Genomic DNA, 18,467 nt, shown 5'->3' on the forward strand with positions numbered 1-18,467 from the left:
TCGGTACCAGTGTGACTTGTTTTCGGGTGCCGGGCAAGACCCGTCACACAAGTCGGAGCCGCTCCGGATACCCCAGCCGGGTATCCGGAGCGGCTCCGGGAAGAACCGTTCACTTCCCCCCGTCGGGCACCTTCAGCCTGTCCCAGCTGACCTTGCCGGGGATGCCGTCCGCGTCCTTGCCCTTGAAGCCGAGCTTCTGCTGCCAGGCTGCGTAGGAGCGGCGGTCGGCCTCGGTCCACTCCGGGCTCGGGCCCTCCTCGTAGCGGCCGCACCCCTCGGCGACCAGCCGGCGGCCCATGGCCGTGACGATCGGCGACTTCTGGCCGATGTGGAAGAAGCCGCTGCCGGGGAACGGCACGTACTTCGGCTTGGGCGCGGGCTTCGGATCGGGGGTGGCGTCGCCGCCGCCACCGCCGCCGCCCTTCAGCCGCTGCGCTATGCGCTTGCGCATCCCGTCCATCGTGAAGCCGCGCGGGTCCGTCTTGCCCGGCTGCCACTCCTTGTGGCCGATGACCGAGCGCTCGCTCCAGCCGTGGTGCCGGCAGATCGCGGCGGAGACCTTCTCGATGGCCTCCTTCTGCTCCTCGGGCCAGGGGTCCTTCCCGTCGCCGAGGTTGATGCACTCGAAGCCGTAGAAGCGGGCGTTGCCGTCGGTGTCGGCCTCGTTGTCGTGCGGCAGCTTCGACTCGTTGATCACCGCGCGCAGGACGTCGCTGTCGCCGAGTCCGGCGTGGTTGGCGCGGCCGTTGCCGACGAGGTGGATCTCGCCCTTCTTGTCGATGACGCCGTGGCACAGCGGGCCCGGCAGACCAGAGTAGCCGTTGTAGCAGATGTTCACCGAGGCCTGGGTGCCCTTGGTGACGGTGTGGTGGATCATCACGCCGTTCACCGGGCCCCAGGCGCCCTTGCTGTTGCGGTTGTGGGTGCGCCAGCTGCGCACCTCGTGGACCGTGAGACCTTCCGCGCGGAGGATCTCCACCATCTTGGACGCACTCAGGGGCTTGGCCATCACTCGTCTCCTTCCGCCGCCGCCTCCGCATCCGCCGTGGTCTGCGACCTCCCGCCGGACGGGTCCTCCGCCAACTGCTCCTCACGACGCGCCTGCTCCTCCGCCGCCAGCGTCGCCTCGTCGGCCGCCGGGATGCTGCTGGCCAGCGGGTTGAAGGCGAGACGCAGATCGACGGTGCCGCCCTCGCCCTTGACCAGGGCCAGCGGCGCGAAGGCGCGGACGATGCCGGAGGGGCCCTGGAGCAGCGGGCGCCGCGCGGCGTCCGTGGGCCACTCCACGCGGCCGGTCGCGGTGCGGGCGGGGATGATCCAGTGGTCGCCCGTGCGGTACGTGGCGCCCTTCGTGAAGTACACCTCGACGCCGTCCTCCAGTGGCAGCCACTCCCCCTCCGCGACGGGAATCGCGCCGCCCTTCAGAGCGGTCGTACGGCCCTTGCGCTTCGGTCCGCCGTGGTGGTCCCAGCGGCGCAGGAAGGGGTTGAGGTGGGGCAGCCGGCCGACGGACTGGTCGGGCTCGGCGCTGAGGCGGACGCGGCGGCCCGGCAGGTCCAGCTCCTCGACCCGGAGCAGGGGCAGGGGCACAAGACGGGAGGCGTACGCGGTGTCGACGACCTCCACGTGGTCGCCGACGTCCAGGTCCAGCTTGTCGTCGTGGCCGAGGGACGCCAACTGCACCCAGGTGCCGTCGAGTTCGTCGACCGGGAAGACCACGGAGCCGTTCTCGCGGGACCACTTGAAAGTGGCGTCCTCGGCCTCGCCGCCCGTGTGCACCTCGACGCGGTACAGCTGGTTCTCCGGGCCCCGGTAGCGGGCGTCCGGCTTGACCAGGCAGGGGTCCTCGTCGGCGTGGTCGGGGCGCTCGCTGCGGGCGGCCAGGCGGGCGGTGGGTGCGGCCTGCTTCTGCGCCCACTTGTCGAACGCGGCGCGGACGACCTCCTTGGACGGGTCGGTCTCCTCGATGTCCAGCGCGGCCAGCGACAGCGGCAGCACCTGCCAGACGACCTTCACGCGGGCGGCCGTGTCGGGCATCGCGGCGCCGAGGGCGACCTCGCGCAGCGCCGGGTCCTCGGCTGCCGATACGGCGCGCTCCCAGACGTTCAGGTAGACCACGAAAGGCGACGTGGCGGGCGAGGGCAGCCGGTCACCGGGCTTCTCCGGGTCGCGGAAGCCGTCGGGCTGGTCCCAGTAGGTCCAGTACGCGGGCGGGGCGGCGGTGTCCTGCTCCTGCTCCTCGGCGTCGTCGTCCGGCACGGGCACGCCGGGCGCCGGGCGGGTCGCGTCGAGGAGGATGCCGTCGACGTAGTAGCGGCCGCCGCGGATGTGCAGCGTGTCGATGTCGTGCTTGCCGCCCACGTAGTCGATCTTGAAGCCCGCGGCGTCACGCGGTCCGCCGTGCCGGCCGATCAGGTCGGCGGCGAGGGTGCGGGCCTGGTGGAGCTGGATCGCGGTCTGCTCGTTGATGTCGGCGTCGAGCTGAACACGTCCCTGCTGGGCGACGACCGCCGAGTAGTGCCGTTCCGGGCGGAACGTGAGGCGGGAGAGGTCAGCGTGCATGAAGGGGGTCCCCCTGGTTCAGTGAAGTGCGGGTTCGCGAAGTCGGTGGCTGCGGCTCATGTGACGAAGAAGATCCCGGCGTCCGTGCCCGCCGGCGCGTACTCCGCGAGCCGTGCCCTGAGGCCGTCCTCGCGCTGCGGCCGGTACAGGTCGTGGAAGGCGCCCATCTCGGCGCCGTCGTCCGCGCCGCGCCGGATCTCCTCGGCACACCGGTCGGCGAGCAGCCCGTACCAGGGCGTTCCGTAGCGTTGGGAGGTGAACAACGGCCGTACGCGACCGGCCTGTTCGGGTCCGGCCAGGTCGGGCTGGCAGCGGTACCGGCGCGGGGTGCGCGACCCGGCCGGGACGTAGGAGTACCGCAGGCAGCCGATGCCGCGCCGGGCCACGTGCAGCCGGCCGGTGAAGATCGAGTTCTCGGCGATCTTCACGGCGTGGGTGTGCACCTCGCCGATCACCGTGGTGCGGTGCAGATGCAGCACCGCGTGGGCGTGGCGGCAGTCCGGCGCGGACAGGGCCTCGCGGTCGCTGGCGGTGGCGTCGAGGACGCTGTCGCGCAGGTGGATGTCGATCGGCTCCTCGCTCACCTCGTCGCCGATGACCTCGATGGTGCCGAGGATGCTGTGCTCGATCTGGAGGCAAGCGGTGGTGCGTTCCAGGACGATGCTGGGTTCCTCCGGGGAGTGCGGATCGCACTCGGGCTCCAGCGACCAGCCGGGCACCAGCGTGGAGTGCCGTACGACGACCGCGCCCATGGGGCCGGTGACGTTGATGCCGCGTCCGGCGACCAGCAGTCCGTCGAGGACGATCCGCGGACGCTCGTGCGGGGCGCAGTCCTCGGACACGGCGCGGATGTTGAGGGCGTCGGGGCGGTTGCTGTACCAGTCGAGCAGGCGTATCACCGGCCGGGTGCCCTCGGCGGCCCGCACTTCGAGGCGGTCGCCGGGGTCGAGGTCGAAGTCCAGCTGCTCCTGGTAGGCGCCGCTGTGGGTGATCTCGATGATGCCGGCGGGGCCGGTCCGGTCGGCGCGGCGGTCGTGCTGCCAGGCCCGGTAGGCGTCCATGATCTGGCGGTACGGCTGTCCGGGGCCGACCCGGTAGACCTCCGCGTCCGGACGCGGCTCGCGGTCGTGCCGGTCGTACTCGCCGCCGCCCATGTCCGCGGCGGACGCGTGGTGGTAGTCCACCCAGACGCCCTGCCGGGGCGCCGACCGCGACCCGAACGCGATCCGCCCCAGTTCCGGGTCGACGGCGACCTGGCCGCGCTTGGGCCGGTAGCGCCAGTCCGACAGGTCGGCGACGACGATGTCCGACGGCGGTACGGGCTGGTCCTCGCCGTCGCGCCGGATGACGAGGCTCTTGCCGGGGCCGTAGTAGTCGGCGAGCCGGTCGTGGAGCTGGCGGCGGGTGACGAACGCCGGGACGTTGTCGATGGTCGCGATGTGTGTGGGCGACGGCTCCGGGAAGGGCTTGGTGACCAGCGGGGTGTCGTTGCCGAGGATCGAGAAGGTGTAGAGGTTGCGGGCGCGGTCGATGCAGTACGCCGGGGACTGGGTGAGCGAGTGCGCCTTCAGCCGCCAGACGAACAGCGCGACTCCCGCCGGGCTCCAACCACCCTGACTGCGACTGGAGTTGGCGCGGCGTACGTCGACCGTACGCGCCGTCGCGCCGAAGGGGCCGCCCGCGAGGTCGAGGGCGGAGTTGTCGCGCAGGTCGACGAGCCGGCCACGTGTGCTGCGGTGGACGCCCGTGTCGCCGTACAGCTTCACGGGCTGGGTGTGGGAGACCTGCCGGGACAGTTCGACGGCGCGGGCGGGCCAGCCGGTGACCTGGTCGGAGAGTTCCTCCAGGAGGTGGAGGGTGCCCTTGCGGCGGCGGTTGGCGACGGTGGCGGCGACGTCGGCGCGCGGGGCGACGGCCTCGGCGAGGGCGGCGCGGCCACCGTCGTGCAGGCCGGTGGTGAGGACCCGCTCGTAGCCGGGCAGGGTGCGATAGCCGACCAGGTCGCCGAGGTACGGCAGCACCCAGGGCGCGGCCGTCTCCACGAACAGGTCCTCGTAGCCCTGCTGGACTCCGTCGCGGACCCGGTCGAGCTGCTCGGCGATCACCGCGAGCAGCGCGCGCAGCTGCTCGCCCTCCTCGGAGTCGCGCAGCAGGTGCCAGCGGGGCAGCAGGGCGGCGAGTCCGTCGGGTTCCCTGGCGGACGTCACCGGGGACGCCGCCTCCAACTCCACGTCCGGGGACATCACTTGACCTCCGTCAGAATCAGGGTGTCCGCGGCCCTCGGCGACAGCAGCGCGAGCTGGGCCGGGCGGATACCGCGGAAGACGAACACCGAACGGCCCTTGGCCAGGCGCCGGGTGTCGGTGATGTCGGGGTTGAGGCGCAGGAGTTCGGCGAGCGGGACGCCGTACCTGGCGCAGATCTCGGACAGCGTCTCGCCGTCCGCGGCGCGCACCGTGTGGATCTTCTCGTCGTACGTCGCCTCGTGCGCCGGGACCGACGCCCTGGGCGGGCCGGGGTCGGTGAGGATCCCGGTGAGTTCCTCGGGTGTCGCGGAGGCGGGGACGCCGGTGAAGACGTCGACGTCCACGTAGTCGACGCCGGGTACGGAGTGGGCGGTGGCCAGGACATCCGAGAGCCTGGCCGCACGACCCAACTCCCGTCCCTCGTAACCGAGTCGGGTGAGCAGTGCCTGGCGCAGTCGGGGTTCGACGATCTCCCAGGCGTGGTCCTCGGCCACCTTCACCCTGGCCGCGACGAGCAGCAGGACCAGTTCACGCACGTCGACCCGGACCGGGAGGTTGAGGTCCCCGTACTCGGTCAGCGCGCCGCGCAGGGCCTTCAGCGTGTCCGAGTCGCCGTCGATCGGCACGTCGTCGGTGCCCGCGACGGTCACGTGCAGCACGCGCCGCCGCCCGTCGAAGAGTTCACGCGCGGCCGCCCGGCCGATGCCGGCGCGGGAGCGGGCGAAGTCCTCGTAGTCGGACGCGGAGACCAGCCGGTCGAGCGCGGAGACGGCGAGTGGGATCGTACGGCGGGTCAGGCCGGGGCCGTCCGCGTCGGCGCCGCCCTTCGCCGGGCGCGGGTTGGTCACCTGGGTGACGCCGAGCGGCCGGGTGAGGGGCTGGGTGATTCGGTCGGCGGCGACGTTGGCGGCCTTGCCAGTGCCGAAGCGGTAGCGGGCGCGGATGTTCTCGTGGCCGGACGGCAGCCGGGCGCCGTTGACGCCGTCGCCGAAGGTCACCGTCGTACGGCCGTCCGCGGTGGATCCGGTGATGTAGACGCGCTCGCCGGGGCCGCGTCCGGCGAGGCTGTCGACCTCGTGCCACCGGACACCGTCGACCCGGACCTCCAGCACCGGTGTGGCGCCGAGGGGGTTGTCGTCGGCGAGCCACGTCAGCGGGGACTGCCAGAGCGCGAACGTCTGGTTCACGCGGTCCGAGTCCCCGCTGCCGATGGCCTCCTCGCGGCTCTCGCCGTGGGTGGCCTCGACGACGTTGCCGAGGATCCTGACCGTCTCGCGCCGGTAGCGGTGGGCGAGGTCGGCGGTCAGGGTGAGCCTGGTGTGGACGTGGTCGCCGGGCAGCTGCGGGTCGACGGCCGCGTCGGCGGCGGCGACGGTGACGACCTCGGTGGCCCGCACGCCCGCGGTGCCGGGGATGTCGCTGCGCTCGCCGGTGACGACGAGGGTCCGGCCGGCGCGCAGCCCGTCGTACAGCTGGTCGAGTTCGATCTCGTTGCCGTGGACGTCCTCGCCGAGCGGTTCGTCGGCCAGGCGCAGCGGCTCACCGGCCGCGTGCACGGTGGTGTCCCGGATGTGCGAGAGCAGGACGTCGAACTCGTCCAGCCACGGGTCGGCGAGGGTGAGTTCGGTGCCGCGCCCGGTGATGCCGTAGTTGGAGTACGCCGCCGTACGGGCCGCGACGACCTGGGTGGTGACGAAGTCGAGCTTGTCGTCGCCGGGAATGCCGCCCTGGGCGCCCTTCGCGGGGCGCTGGACCGCGACCCAGCTGCCCACCGTGATGCCGGCGTGGACCGTGTCCAGCTGGAGGACACGGCGGTTGAGCGGCTCGGGCTTGCTGGCGATCACCACCTCCACGTTGGGCTCGGTGGTGCCCACCGTGTACTTGAGGCTCACCTCGTACTCGCCGTGGGTGAACTGTTCGCTCGCGTTCGGCCGCAGGGCGATCTGCTGGGACGTGCCGTTGTGGACGCCGACGTGCACCAGGCCCTCGTCGTCCGGCCGGGACACGAAGAGCGTGCGCTCGGGCAGACCCGGGAGCAGACGGGCCGTGACGCCGGGCTCCTGGGAGTCGGTGGGGCGGCGGTTGAGCCAGTTGAGGTCGCGGTCCTGGCTGGAGCGCACCGACAGCTCGACCTGGCCCGTGCCGAGCGGGAAGGTCACCGGCTGGGCGGCGTTCAGGTTCTCGGCCCGCTGGTCGGAGCTGCTGCCCTCGACGTACTGGAACTCGGCCCGCACCGGGGTCCGGCCCGAGGTGTCGTACACGACCCGCATGCTCGCCAGCACGGCCCCGGTGAGCGGCCAGTCGGCGGTGCGGATGACCCGGCCGCGGTCGTCCTGGACCGGCTTGAGCGGGGCGGTCGCACCGAAGGGGGCGGCGGTGACGCGCATGGCGAGGAGCTCGCGGAGCAGCTGGGGGGTGCCGGGGGCGGCGGCCGTCCGCCAGGCCGGGTAGAGGGTGCCGAGTCCCGGATTCAGGGCGGAAAGCAGCCGGGCGGTGTCACTGCCCGGAAGCTGCCGCCCGGCACCACCACGCGGGGCAGGCGCGGAGGCACGTAGGCCGGGAAGCACAGCGCCGAGCGCCTCAAGAGCAGCGGCACGCGCATCGCCGCTTTCTTTTAGGGGCGCGGGGAACTGCGCGACAAGCCCCCGCGGCGCGGCAGACGAATCACTCTGCGCCGGTGCCAACTCCAATGCCCGCTCGGCGAGTTCTGCCAGCACCGCCTCCAACTGCTCGAACCACCCGGCGACGTCCTCATACGCCTCGGCCAACACCTGAGCCTCACCAAGACGCGCGACCGGCTCCGCAAGCCGAGCCGCAAGCCGCTCAGGACTCTTGATGCCGTCCAGATCGTCCCGCAGCGGCGCGAGCACCTGGTCCTCGAAGTCCTCGATCAGCCGACTGACCGGCCGCGGATTCGGGACCTCGGGAGTCGGAGGCTCGTCCCCCGGCTCCCCCGGAGCAGCCGGCGCGGCCGTCCACCGCCGCACCTCGTCGACCAGCTCCTTCAACGTCGGCGGCGCGGACTTCGGCAACGAGATCGCCGTGATCTCGTCCTCCCGATCGACCCGCGCCTTCGCGACCGGCAGCAACTTCCGCTCGCCACCGGCCTGTTCACCGAAGACGAAGAGCAGCTGATCCCCGGTCTGGAGCGAGTTCGCCGTGCCCACGACGAAGAGCTCCGAGCGACGCTCAAGGTCCGCGGGGGTGACGAGGGAGGGCCGCCGACGCCGTACCTTCAACTCGTTCCAGTCCCAGCGAGCCGTCAGATCCCGGCTCGTCTCGAAGGTGTGGGACTGCTCGTCGGCGGAGGCAGGCACGCTGTGGCTGCGGGCGCCGCGCGGGATGGTGACCGGCAGCGCCTCCGCGCGCGGGTCGCGTTCCAGCGTGTACGCCAGATGCGTGGCGGCGGCGACTCCGGGGCGCGGGCGGTGGCCGACGAGCCGGCCGAGCAGGACCAGGGAGCGGTGCTCGTTGGCCGTACGGATGTAGGCCTCGTCGGCGATGCGCTCGGAGTGGAAGGTGAGCAGGTCGCCGAGGACGGCGGTGGCGTCGAGGAGACCGATCGCCGGGTCGTCCGGGGTGCGTACGGTCAGTCCGGCCAGCGCCGGGTACGCGGGTGAGGCGAGGCGGTCGAGGAGTGCGGCGCGGAAGGAGCCGTACTCGCCGACCCGGTAGTCGAGGGCGGTGCGGCCGGGCGGGTTGTGCACGGGGGCCGGGGCGAGGCGCTCGTCGTGGCCGCCGCGGCAGGCGCCGCCGCAGCCGCAGTCGTCGGTGATCGTGCCCTCGGTCGTCGTGGTCTCGCTCATCGGGCACCTCCCAGGGAAATCGCCAGCCGGCCGTTCTCCGGCCGGTCCGGGTCGTTGTCGCAGGTGGCGATCTCCAGCGGGCCGAGCCGCAGCACGCCGTCCTCCTTCTCTCCTCGGTCCGGTTCGAACAGCCTTTGCAGCCGGGTGACCTGGACGCTCTCCACGCCGGGCACGGCTGCCGCGACGGCGACGAGCCGGCTGAGCCGGACCGGTTCGCCGAAGGTCAGCGCGTCCGGGTGGAAGAAGCCGAGGCGGCCGCCGGAGAGGCGGCCGCTGCCCAGGACGCGGTACAGCTCGGCCAGGATCTGCCCGTGCTGGTGGCCCGGCTCGGCGCACACGGTCAGCGCGACGTCCAGCGGGACGAGTCGCGCGGCGCCGACCACGAGGTCGTGGCCGATACGCCGGTACGACTCCAGGGACTGGGCGACCGAGGCCAGCAGCCTGGCCGACGGGGCGCCGGTGCCGTACGCGTCGATCGCGACGTGCGCCTCCTGGACGCTGCCGGTCCAGCGCAGCTCCGCCGCCGCCCGCTGGACGCCGGGGAGGGCGGTGGCGAGGGCCGCGTAGTCGTCGGCGGTGACCGCGCGCAGCCGGGTGCGGCGCAGGTCGAGCGGGGCCAACTGGCGTACCTGCTCGACGGGTTCGGGTGCGGTGCCGCCGACGGCCGGGAGCGGGTTACGGACCACGGCGGCGGGCGGCGGCTCGCAGTCGGCCTGGACGACGAGGTGGTTGATGGCCTCCGCGCCGACGTTGCCGGCCGTGCCGCCGCCCAGGCGGTAGTGCAGGGCGAGGCGGGATCCGGGGGTCGGCTTGGCGCCGTGGCGTCCGTCGCCGAAGCGCAGGGCGAGCCGGCCGTCGTCCTCCAGTTCGCCGACGAAGTGCCGGTCGCGGGGGCCGCTGTCGAGCAGGTCGCGGCGCGGCTCCCACACCGTGGTCTCGGCCTCGTCGACGCGTACGGCGGGCAGGGCGTGCCGTGGGTCCTGGGCCAGGGCGTCGGTCGCGGAGCCGCGCAGCACCGGCTCCTCGGGGTGCAGTCCGGTCGCGTAGCCGGGGCCCCAGCTGTGCGCGATCTCCCAGGCGATGTGCCCGTCGAGGACCGTGCCCGCGCGGGCGCGTGCCGTGAGGACCTCGACGCGGCGCAGTTTGGCGTCGAGCAACTCGTCGTTGCGGTGCAGGAGTTCACGCAGGGCGCGGACGGGGTGGCGGTGGAGTTCGATGTGCTCCAGGATCCTCAGGCCGTAGAGCACGGTGAGTTCGTCGATCTCCTGCTCGGAGAGGCCGTCCCGGTCGCGGGCGCTGCGCCACAGCTCGACGAGCCGCTGCCGGACCCGCCCCGGGATCGCGGCGATCCGCTCGGCCTGTCCGGCGGCGACGGTGGCCGGCTCGGGGAACGGCACCGTCTGCGCGACGGGCGCGCGAGAGAGGACGGGACGGAAGCGGGGCTGGATGCCCGGGTAGACGGACTGGGCGAGCAGCGTGCGCAGGGCGGTGGCCTGGGCGTACGCGGTGCCGGGCACGACGCGTTCGTGGCGCTGGCCGGCCCGTTCCAGGCCGAGTCCGGCGCGGTTGGTGGCCGCCTCGCCGACGACCTCGAAGAGTTCGCGGATGTCGTCGGAGGTCAGAGCCTCGCCTGACTCGGCACCGTCCGTGAGGGCGTTGATGAGCCGGGCGGGGGCGTTGCCCTCGTCGCGGTCGTGGCAGCCGAAGGCGGGAGGGTCGCAGGGGGCGACCTCGGCGGGGACCTGCGGGACGGTGAACGTCTCGGGGAGTCCGTGCAGGGTGCGGCCGTGGTCGACGAGGACGACGTTGCCGCGGGCGAGGGTGACGTCCTCGACGGGCAGGCAGTCGCGGCCGCCGCGGGTGGTGAGGCAGAGCGGGAAGCGCAGGGCGTCCTCGGCCGCCCAGGTGACCTCGAGGACCGGCTGGTCCTCGATGCGGTCCACGGCCGGGGTGACGGAGGTCAGTCGGACGGCCTGGCGGTGGCTGGGGTCGGCGTCGCCGGGGGTGCCGGTGCGCGGGCCCTTGACCTCCTCCAGGACGAGCACGTCGCCGGGCTTCAGCTCGAGCCGGCGGTCCCGGCAGGTCTCCGCGTCGACCCAGGCGTCGCGCAGGGTGGCTGAGGTGGCGCCCTTCGGCAGGGTGCACACCTCGCCGCCCCAGCTCCACAGCCGGATCGCGTTGTGCGCGACGCGCAGCTCCAGCGGGTCGGCGGTGACGACCGGTTCGAAGACCTCCACCGAGCCGCGCTCGTCGAGGTCGCCGAGGTCGGCCTCGTCGATGACGGTGCCCGGTTCCGGCCGGTCGTGCGGGTCGAGGGTGCGGACGTCGACGGAGGCGAACCGGTAGGTGCCGGGCGCGAGCGTGTGGTCACCGGCGGTCTCGACGGCGACGTACGCGCGTGCCGCACACCCGTCGTGCATCGCGTAGTCGATGAGCCGCACGTGCCGGCGTACGGAGACCCGGCGGCGGGCGGTGTCGAGGTAGGCCTCGGTGGCGACGGCGTCCTGCTGGTAGCTGATCTGGTCGCCGGTGTACGCGAGCAGTTCGACGAGGGTCATGCCCAGGTCGGCGGGGTTGCGCTCGACCCAGTCGGGTGTGGTGAGCGCGAGCCGGTCCAGGAGCAGCTTGCGGATGGTGTCGTAGTCGCGGGCCGTGTAGTCGACGACGGGCGCGGCGGGGAAGTCCGACTGCTCCGGCTCATCGTCCTTGCAGTCGAAGGGAGTCGGGCAGTCCGGCCGGAAGGCGAAGCCGGCGCGGTGGTAGCGCTGGTCGAAGCCGCGGAAGGGTTCGGTGCCGGGGCGTCCGTACGGGTCGGTCTCGACGAGGGAGAGCCGGTAGCGGGAGGTGTCGCCGGCCTGGTCGAGGGTGACGTAGAGCCGGTCGTCGAGCTCGGGGTCATCCTCGCGTTCCACGCTGACGTCCACGGCGGTGATGCCGGTGACCCGGCGGCCACCGTCGATGCGGACGTTCTCGGGGCCGAGGCCGTGCGGGGCCTTGCCGAGGAAGGTGACGGTGAGCAGCAGGCCGTCGTCGCTCACCTCGACGGCGTCGACCCCGTTGAGTTGAGCGGCGCGGACCTTGGCCCGGCGGGAGGTGGCGGTCGTACCGGTCATGCCGTGGCCCTCCCTTCGAAGACGTCGTCGCGGCGGGCGCCGTCGGCGCGTATGACGTACGACAGGTACACACGGACGACGTTGTCCTCGCTGACCACGTCGAGGGCCTCCACGTCGATGAGATCACCGAGCCAGCGCTGGAGCGAGGCCTGCACGGACAGTTCGAGGGTGCTGATCAGCTCGGGGCTGGCCGGGGCGAAGACCAGATCGAGGAGTCCGCAGCCGAAGTCGGGGCGCATCACGCGCTCGCCGGGGCTGGTGAACAGCAGCTGCTCGATGAGGTCGTGGACGTGTTCGCCGCGCCTGGCGTGCGCCGTGCGGCCGCGGCGGTCAGCCCGGAAGGGGAACGCGATGTCGCTGCGTGGGCGTTGGCTGGTTCGGCGGCTCATCGGACGGTGACCTTTCGCTGCGCTGCCTGGACGACGGGCGGTCCCTGCGGCACGAAGGCCGCGCTGAAGCATTCGGCCGCGGAGGTGTCGAGCAGCACGGGCGCGCCGCCGACGGTGATCCCGGAGCCGGCGGCGGTCCAGCGGACCGTCACGCACGGCGAGGGCACGCCGTTCAGGGTGTGCGGGCAGCCGGTGACCACATAGCTGTGCGCGGCTGTGGCGACGGCGGCGCCCGTGAGGCGTACGCCGCCGGAGGGTGTGGTGGCGGGCGCGACGCGGCCACCGTGCGGACAGCCGATCACGGCGTCCGCGTCGAGCAGAGTCCCGGACATTGTCTGGTGTCCCCCGTCTTTCCTCATCGCTTGGAGAGCACGGTCAACTGGCCCTCGTTGATGGTCACTTCGTTGCCGCGCAGCAGGATCTCGGCGCCCGCGCCGGTCGAGATGACCACGGCCTCCCTGGTGATACGGATGTATGCGCCGCCCTGGGCCTGGAGCAGGATTCCCTGCTCGGCGCCGGGCGTGTCGTTCATGACGAGCTTGTGGGCCTGCGGCGTCTGTACGACGACGGGCTTGTTCGGCGAGTTCGCCTGGAGCTCGCGGCGCGCGTCGGGCGGAAGCTCGTCGGCGGCGCCGTACCAGCACCCGGTCCACACCGGGAAGCTGGGGTCCCCCTGCTCGAACTCCACCCACACGCCGGCCCCCGGCGGCGGCACCACGAACTGGCCCGACTCGGGTCCGGTGAACGGCAGGCAGGGCAGCGCCCACGTCGACGGCTCGTTGCCGAGGACGTCCGGGACCTCGACGGTGATCCGGCCGATGCGCAGCGGGTCGTCGTTGTCGACGACGCGGCCGCGGAACTTGCCGAGGTAGCGATTGCTGGGTGCCGCCATGGTGGGGTTGCTCCTGGTCGGTGGGTCTGTGGTCGTTGAGGTGTCAGGGCCGGACGTGGTCGCCGCGCGCTTCCAGACCCTCCCTGGAGAGGGTGAAGTTCTGCTGGTAGGAGCCCGGACGCAGGTTGTGCGTGACGGACTTGACGAAGTAGTCGCCGTCGTACGCCCGTCCCGAGCCGCGTACGCCGACGAGCTGGCGGGGCTGGAGGATGTAGCCGTGCCGGATGACGTCGAGGGAGCCGGAGCCGGAGACGACGTCGGCGGACACGGCGGCGCGGGCGAGGAGTTCGGCCTCGGCCTGCTCGCGCTGGTGCTTGGCGGTGCCGGAGAGCGTCCTGCGCTTCAGGGCCGGGGTGGGCCGCTTGCCGAGGGGCGGGCGCAGCGGGCTGATGGACGGCTGCGGGAGCAGGTCCGACTGCCGGGTCTCGGGGTTCTGCCAGCGGGCCTGCGGCTCTTCGCGTGCGGTGCCGTCGTAGGCGAACGTCAGCTGGTCGACGGTGGAGTTGGCGTCCATGTTGACGATGAGGGCGTGCTGGCGGATGCCGAGGCGGATCTCCGGTCCCCAGCGTGCCGAGGACTGACCGGCGTTGGGTCCGGGCTCCAGGTAGAAGGTGTATCCGTTGGCGCGGGCGAGCTCGGTGACGTACTGGAGGTCGGTGCCGGTCTGGTAGTGGACGCGGAGGTCCTGGTGCGGGGGTTGGGCGACCTTCTCGGTGTAGACGTCGGGCCGGATGCCGTAGTCGGAGTAGCGGCGCAGGATCGCGAGTACGCGCTCGGAGGGCGGGAGGTTCGGGTACCGCGCGGTGCGCTCCTCCAGGTCCATCAGCAGCGTCAGGTCCTCGCCGGTGACGGTGAGGGTGGAGTGGCCGGGCTGGTTGCTGGCGCCGACCTCGTGGCGGACGACGAGTCCGTCGAAGAGGACGGCGGAGGTGCCGCGGACGGTGACGCCGACGATGAGCCGGGTCTTGGGATCGAAGAACCCTTCCGGCAGCAGCCGTCGGCTGATGATGCCGTTCTTGGTGAGGTCGAAGGCGAGCTGGAAGCCGCTGCGCTCGCCCGCGGTGGCGGTGATCTGGGCGGACAGCAGGGCCTCGGTCACCTCGGCCGGGACGGGCCGGGCGAGCTTGGGCCCCATCTGGAGCGTGATGTGTACGGGGCCCTGCCCCACGGGCAGATCAAACACGCCGGTCCCCCCTGCCACCGGGGAACCCGCCGGCCAGCGGGATGTCGATGACGCGCCCGGCCTCGTCGGTCAACTCCCGTGGATCCAGTACGGGGTTGGCGTCGGCGATCTGCCACCACTGGCCGGGGTCGCCGAAGTAGCGCTGCGCGAGGAGGTCGGGGCGCTCGCCGGCGCCGACGGTGTGCGGCTGGGTGAGGTCGGGGTCCTCGGTCTGGTCGACGGGGGGCAGCAACTGGCGCTTGGTGTACCGCACTTCGGTCCCGTCGGGGCGCCGGTGGATCCCTATCTCGGCGTCGTGGTACCGGCTGGTGCGCGGGTAGGGGTGGGAGCCTGGTATCGCGTCCAGGGCGTTCTCGTACGGCTCGATCTCAGCCATGGTTGTCCTCCTCAGCCCCTGCCGATCACGGCGTTGGTTCCAAATCCGAGTCCGCCTCGGCCACCGCCTCCGCCGATGCCTCCGCCGAGCCCGAGGGAGCCGAGGCTGCCGCCGCGGGCGGCCGCGGCGAGGCGTTCCTTCTGCGCGAGGTGGGCCATGTACAGGTCGGCGCCGCGGTGGCCGGCCGGGAGGTCGCTCACGGTGAGGATCTTCATACCGATGCTGAGCGAGGCACGGATCGGATTGAGATTCACGTCGAAGGCGGACTCGTTGACGGACAACTCGGTGAGCCGGACGGGCATGACCCGCTTGCTCCCCCACGTGAACAGCGTCAACGGCATCTCGATCGGACTGATCTCGATGGCCCCCTTCTGCGACAGCTTCATCGCGGCGCGCAGCTGGGCGGTGGTCGGCTGCACCAGCATTTCGAGGGTCGCGAGCTGCGGGTGAATCCCGTCGGGCGCGGCGACCTCGAACTGGTCGGTGGCGTCGATCTCAGCGGTGAACTTCCAGGTCTCCTGGGCCGGACCCTTGAGCCGGAGAGCTTCGTTGCGGTCGCCGCTACCGGTACCACCACTCCCGGAGTCACCGCTGTCACCGGCGGACTGGGGGGCGACGCTGCGCTCCAGGGTGTCGGGGTTGAACTGCAGGACGATGATGCGTTGGGGGGTGCCGGTGTCGGGGTTGACCACGACTATTCCGGAGCGGATGGGTTTGGGGATGTCGGCGTAGCGGGTCATGGTCTGCCTCCGCAGCTCATCAGGACTGGTATTTGGTGCTGGAGACGCAGCAGTCGTCGCACCAGAACCCGTAGAGACATCCTTCGAAGCCCAATTCGCCGAAGGGGGTCAGGTCGCCTCCGATCGAAGCGAGAAAGGGCATGTAAGTGCCGCACTCCGGGCAGCGCGGGTGCCGGTCCACAGTGATCCACTGGGGTAGACCACCCACTTGGTGCTGAGAGTTTCCAGCCATCGCTTCATCGCTGATGCCGACCTGGTTGGGGTGCTCTTCGATGACGAGCGCACGTTCCCCACCAGGAACCAGGCTGCCGGTGTCGGACGCCGGAGCAGCCGGCCCGAAGTACACATGCGTGCCTCCGTCCGGCGTGATGCGTACCGTCGTCGAGTCCGTCGCTTCGCATTCGCACGCGTACCAGAAGAACGACGCGTCGTTCTTCAGCCCGAACGGAAGTGAGGCCGCAGCGAGGTCGAGTACGCGCTCGGCAGGCTCCTCACATTCGAGGCAGACCGGCACGTCCCCCTGGAACGGACCGCCCACGACATGCGGGCCCTCTCCCTTGTCCACGATGAAAGCCATGTGTGCGGGCCGGAACCCGGAGGGCCGTCCGGAGTCCGGCAGGGTTCCGGCCAGCTCCATCAGCTCTTCCCAGTCCGCGGGTTCGTCGACCGTGTCCCGCGCGGCCAGCAACCGTTCCCGGGCATGGTCCGTGCGGATCAGCGCCAGGGCTTCCAACCGGGAAAGGTCATGGGTCTCCTGCCAGACACGAAGAAACGCGTCCACCAACTCGTCGGGGGCTCCCGACAGGAGGGCACGCCGCATGTGGGGCTCCAGCCGATCGGCGTACGGGCGCAGTCGGTCCGGTTGGAAGAGTCCGATGCTGTAGACGACACTGCTCGCCGGGGACGCACTGGGCTTGGTTTCAGCCAGGTAGTCGGAGACGAAGCCGTCGAGCAACTCATCGGGAAGCCAGGGCACGAGCCACGCTGCCGCCCGCGCAAGGACGCCGGCCTGCCGCAGGCGCTCGGCGGCACGGGTCTTCTCGGCATGCGCCCCGGGAATCAGCGCCAGATACTGGGCCACATAGTCGGCGCCGGCTTCGTCCTCGGTCTCAGCCAGGTATTCCGCCGCGACGCCGGCTCCCCGCTGCGGCTTCGCACAGAGTAGTTCGAAGATTTGCTGCCGTTTGGTGATGCCATGCAGGGAATCATCACCCAGCACGGTTTCAATGGCAGTGATGTCACTCATTCCGGGTCCTTCTTCGCCTTATTCCACGCGTTCACAAGCATCCGATCGATCTCCGGAGAATAGTCAATCACCTTCTTGTCCGTGAGATTCTTGTAGTGCCGAATGAATGCCTCTATCTGTTTCTTGGTGGACCTGTCGGTACCCTCGATCACATTGAGATACCACTCGAAGTCCTTACGCACCGCCTCGGTGAAGTTTCGAGCGTCGTCCTCGTAACGTTTACGCTCAGGAGTGGTGTCCCCCTCCGCCCTCTTGTCTTTCTTCCTGTTGCTCCCCAGGTAGGTGCGCCCGAGCTTGTGCAGTTCGGTGTCTATCACCACCGTGAGCGCTTTGTCGTAGATCTCCTTGGCCTTCTTGTCGAGCTTGCCACCTGTGAAAATGACCAGTTCTTCCGCCTTGTAGACGGCATCTTCCTTGGCCTTCAGTATCTTCTTCTCGCCTGGAGTGAGACGCGTAACTTCTCGCTTCTCCAGGAGCTCCTTGAGCTGGTCATCGGATTCTGCACTCTTGGCCAGCGCATCCATTCTGGCCTTTTCTATCAGCGCCCTTCCGGACGGGATGTGATCGCCTGTGATCAGGCTCTTCTCCGCGTCCGAACGTTTCAGCTTGCCCCAGGCGACCGACTCTCCCTTCTGTGAGTGAGTGCGAGGGTTGAGTGGTGCGTCCTCAAGGATGCTAGTCAAAGCATCCGACAGTGATCCACGCTGTGCGTCTGTGTCATCGCGCTGATCGGTACGATCCGCGGCCGGTTCACCGGGACCGGTCGCCTGGTCACGCAGACGCTCCGCCTCGGCTTCGCGAAGCTGCTCGGCCGCTTCACGTTCCCGTCGCTGTGTCTCAGGGCTCTGCTCGGGTTGCACCCCGTTCTGGACACCGAATACGTCCGCTTCCGGATTGAGGCGTGCGCGAATCGCGCCTGCCTTCCCGTTCGGCAAGGACAGATCGGTGAGCCGGTACCACAGACGCATGCCGCCCAGGGTCATTCGCATTGCGGGGCGAGGCACACCGTGCGTGAGGGGCCCGCGCAGCTTCAGTCGAATCTTGGCGACAATCTTCCGCAGCCGCTCCTCTTTCGACTCCTTCGAGTCTTCATCCTTCTTGCGCTGATCCTTCTTGTCCTGCTTCTCCTTCTTGGGGTCCTTGTCCTTCGGCCGCCCGTCCTCGTGCCTGTCGCGCTTCGGCTTCCTCGGGCCCTTGCTCTCGTGCTTGGGCCTCGGCTGCCTGCCGTCCTCGTCCTTCTTCTTCGGCTTTCCAGGCTTGTCGCCGTCCTTGCCCTTGTCCTTGGTCCGGTCCTGATCCGAGTCGGGCTTGCGCCTGCCCGGTGCTTCCTTGCCCTCGGACTTCGGCTTGTCCGGTGACCTGCCGTCGGCGTCCTTGGGCTTGCCCGTGGAGTCCTTGTCGTCCTTCGGCTTGGACGAGCCGGCGTCCTTGTCGTCCTTCGGCTTGGGCGCGCCGGCGTCCTTGTCGTCCTTCGGCTTGTCCGACGCCTTGCCGTCGGAGGGCTTCGGCTTCGTGTCCGGGGCGGGCTTCGGCTTGGCGGGCGGTTCCGCCTTCGGTTTCGGCTTCGGCGACGCGGTCGGTTTGGTGTCCGGCTTTTCGTCCTTGTCCTTCGGCTTGCCGTCCTTGTCCTTGGCCGGAGGTGTCGCAGGCGTCTTCGTGTCGGCCGGGGACTTCGGCTTGCCGGGCACGCCCTCCTTGGCCTGCCCGGGCTTCGGCGCCGTGGCCGTCTGCGTCTTCGCGTCCGGGCCCGGCTTCTTCATGGGGTCGGTCTCGGGCTTGCGGTTCCCCCCCTTGTCGTCCGACCCGTCCGGGCCCTTGCTCTTATACAAATCTCCGTGCCCACGGGTCCTGTTATATCATCGCGTTTGGCCGGTGGGGGTTGAAGATCCGGGGTGGGGGGGGGGGGGGGGGGGG

At 70.9% G+C, this 18,467-nt stretch carries 13 protein-coding genes; all 13 read right to left on the reverse strand.

The genetic code is table 11. From position 1 onward, the window contains the following. Nucleotides 1-109: 109 nt before the first annotated feature. Genes L0P92_RS21380 through L0P92_RS45260 form a run of 13 tightly spaced genes read right to left on the reverse strand, consistent with a single transcriptional unit; the run spans nucleotide 110 to nucleotide 18,313 of the window. Nucleotides 110-1,009: a peptidoglycan-binding protein gene (locus tag L0P92_RS21380; RefSeq protein ID WP_234764411.1), complete on the reverse strand. Its 900-nt coding sequence runs from the start codon at nucleotides 1,007-1,009 to the stop codon at nucleotides 110-112. Next, nucleotides 1,009-2,562, reverse strand: a complete 1,554-nt coding sequence (locus L0P92_RS21385) for a DUF6519 domain-containing protein (RefSeq protein ID WP_234764412.1) — start codon at nucleotides 2,560-2,562, stop codon at nucleotides 1,009-1,011. The genes L0P92_RS21380 and L0P92_RS21385 overlap by 1 nt, the downstream gene beginning before the upstream one ends. Before the next feature lie 56 nt (nucleotides 2,563-2,618). Then, a complete protein-coding gene (locus L0P92_RS21390; protein WP_234764413.1) occupies nucleotides 2,619-4,805 on the reverse strand; it encodes a hypothetical protein in 2,187 nt (728 codons plus the stop codon). Beyond that, nucleotides 4,805-8,614 (reverse strand): putative baseplate assembly protein, encoded by a 3,810-nt coding sequence (locus tag L0P92_RS21395; RefSeq protein ID WP_234764414.1) that lies wholly within the window; start codon nucleotides 8,612-8,614, stop codon nucleotides 4,805-4,807. Before L0P92_RS21395 ends, L0P92_RS21390 begins: the two co-directional genes overlap by 1 nt. Further along, on the reverse strand, nucleotides 8,611-11,727 hold the full coding sequence (locus tag L0P92_RS21400; protein WP_234764415.1) for a putative baseplate assembly protein: 3,117 nt from the start codon (nucleotides 11,725-11,727) through the stop codon (nucleotides 8,611-8,613). The genes L0P92_RS21395 and L0P92_RS21400 overlap by 4 nt, the downstream gene beginning before the upstream one ends. Continuing rightward, nucleotides 11,724-12,116, reverse strand: a complete 393-nt coding sequence (locus tag L0P92_RS21405; protein WP_234764416.1) for a GPW/gp25 family protein — start codon at nucleotides 12,114-12,116, stop codon at nucleotides 11,724-11,726. The genes L0P92_RS21400 and L0P92_RS21405 overlap by 4 nt, the downstream gene beginning before the upstream one ends. Next, complete coding sequence (locus tag L0P92_RS21410; protein WP_234764417.1) at nucleotides 12,113-12,448, reverse strand: hypothetical protein; 336 nt, start codon at nucleotides 12,446-12,448, stop codon at nucleotides 12,113-12,115. Before L0P92_RS21410 ends, L0P92_RS21405 begins: the two co-directional genes overlap by 4 nt. 23 nt (nucleotides 12,449-12,471) lie before the next feature. Then, on the reverse strand, nucleotides 12,472-13,008 hold the full coding sequence (locus tag L0P92_RS21415) for a phage baseplate assembly protein V (protein ID WP_234764418.1): 537 nt from the start codon (nucleotides 13,006-13,008) through the stop codon (nucleotides 12,472-12,474). Nucleotides 13,009-13,051: 43 nt separating this feature from the next. Next, nucleotides 13,052-14,191 carry a hypothetical protein gene (locus L0P92_RS21420; protein WP_234764419.1) on the reverse strand — a complete coding sequence of 380 codons (1,140 nt, stop codon included), beginning with the start codon at nucleotides 14,189-14,191 and terminating at the stop codon, nucleotides 13,052-13,054. After that, complete coding sequence (locus tag L0P92_RS21425; RefSeq protein WP_234764420.1) at nucleotides 14,184-14,567, reverse strand: LysM peptidoglycan-binding domain-containing protein; 384 nt, start codon at nucleotides 14,565-14,567, stop codon at nucleotides 14,184-14,186. The genes L0P92_RS21420 and L0P92_RS21425 overlap by 8 nt, the downstream gene beginning before the upstream one ends. 11 nt (nucleotides 14,568-14,578) lie before the next feature. Beyond that, the gene (locus L0P92_RS21430) at nucleotides 14,579-15,307 is read right to left on the reverse strand and encodes a hypothetical protein (protein ID WP_234764421.1); all 729 of its coding nucleotides are present in this window, start codon (nucleotides 15,305-15,307) and stop codon (nucleotides 14,579-14,581) included. A 19-nt stretch (nucleotides 15,308-15,326) separates the two neighbouring features. Continuing rightward, entirely contained in the window at nucleotides 15,327-16,553 is a 1,227-nt protein-coding gene (locus L0P92_RS21435) for a hypothetical protein (protein WP_234764422.1), read from the reverse strand. Continuing rightward, nucleotides 16,550-18,313: a hypothetical protein gene (locus L0P92_RS45260; RefSeq protein WP_273634072.1), complete on the reverse strand. Its 1,764-nt coding sequence runs from the start codon at nucleotides 18,311-18,313 to the stop codon at nucleotides 16,550-16,552. The genes L0P92_RS21435 and L0P92_RS45260 overlap by 4 nt, the downstream gene beginning before the upstream one ends. Nucleotides 18,314-18,467 lie beyond the last annotated feature (154 nt).

The organism is Streptomyces muensis (genome assembly GCF_021474425.1).
GTDB lineage: Bacteria > Actinomycetota > Actinomycetes > Streptomycetales > Streptomycetaceae > Streptomyces > Streptomyces muensis.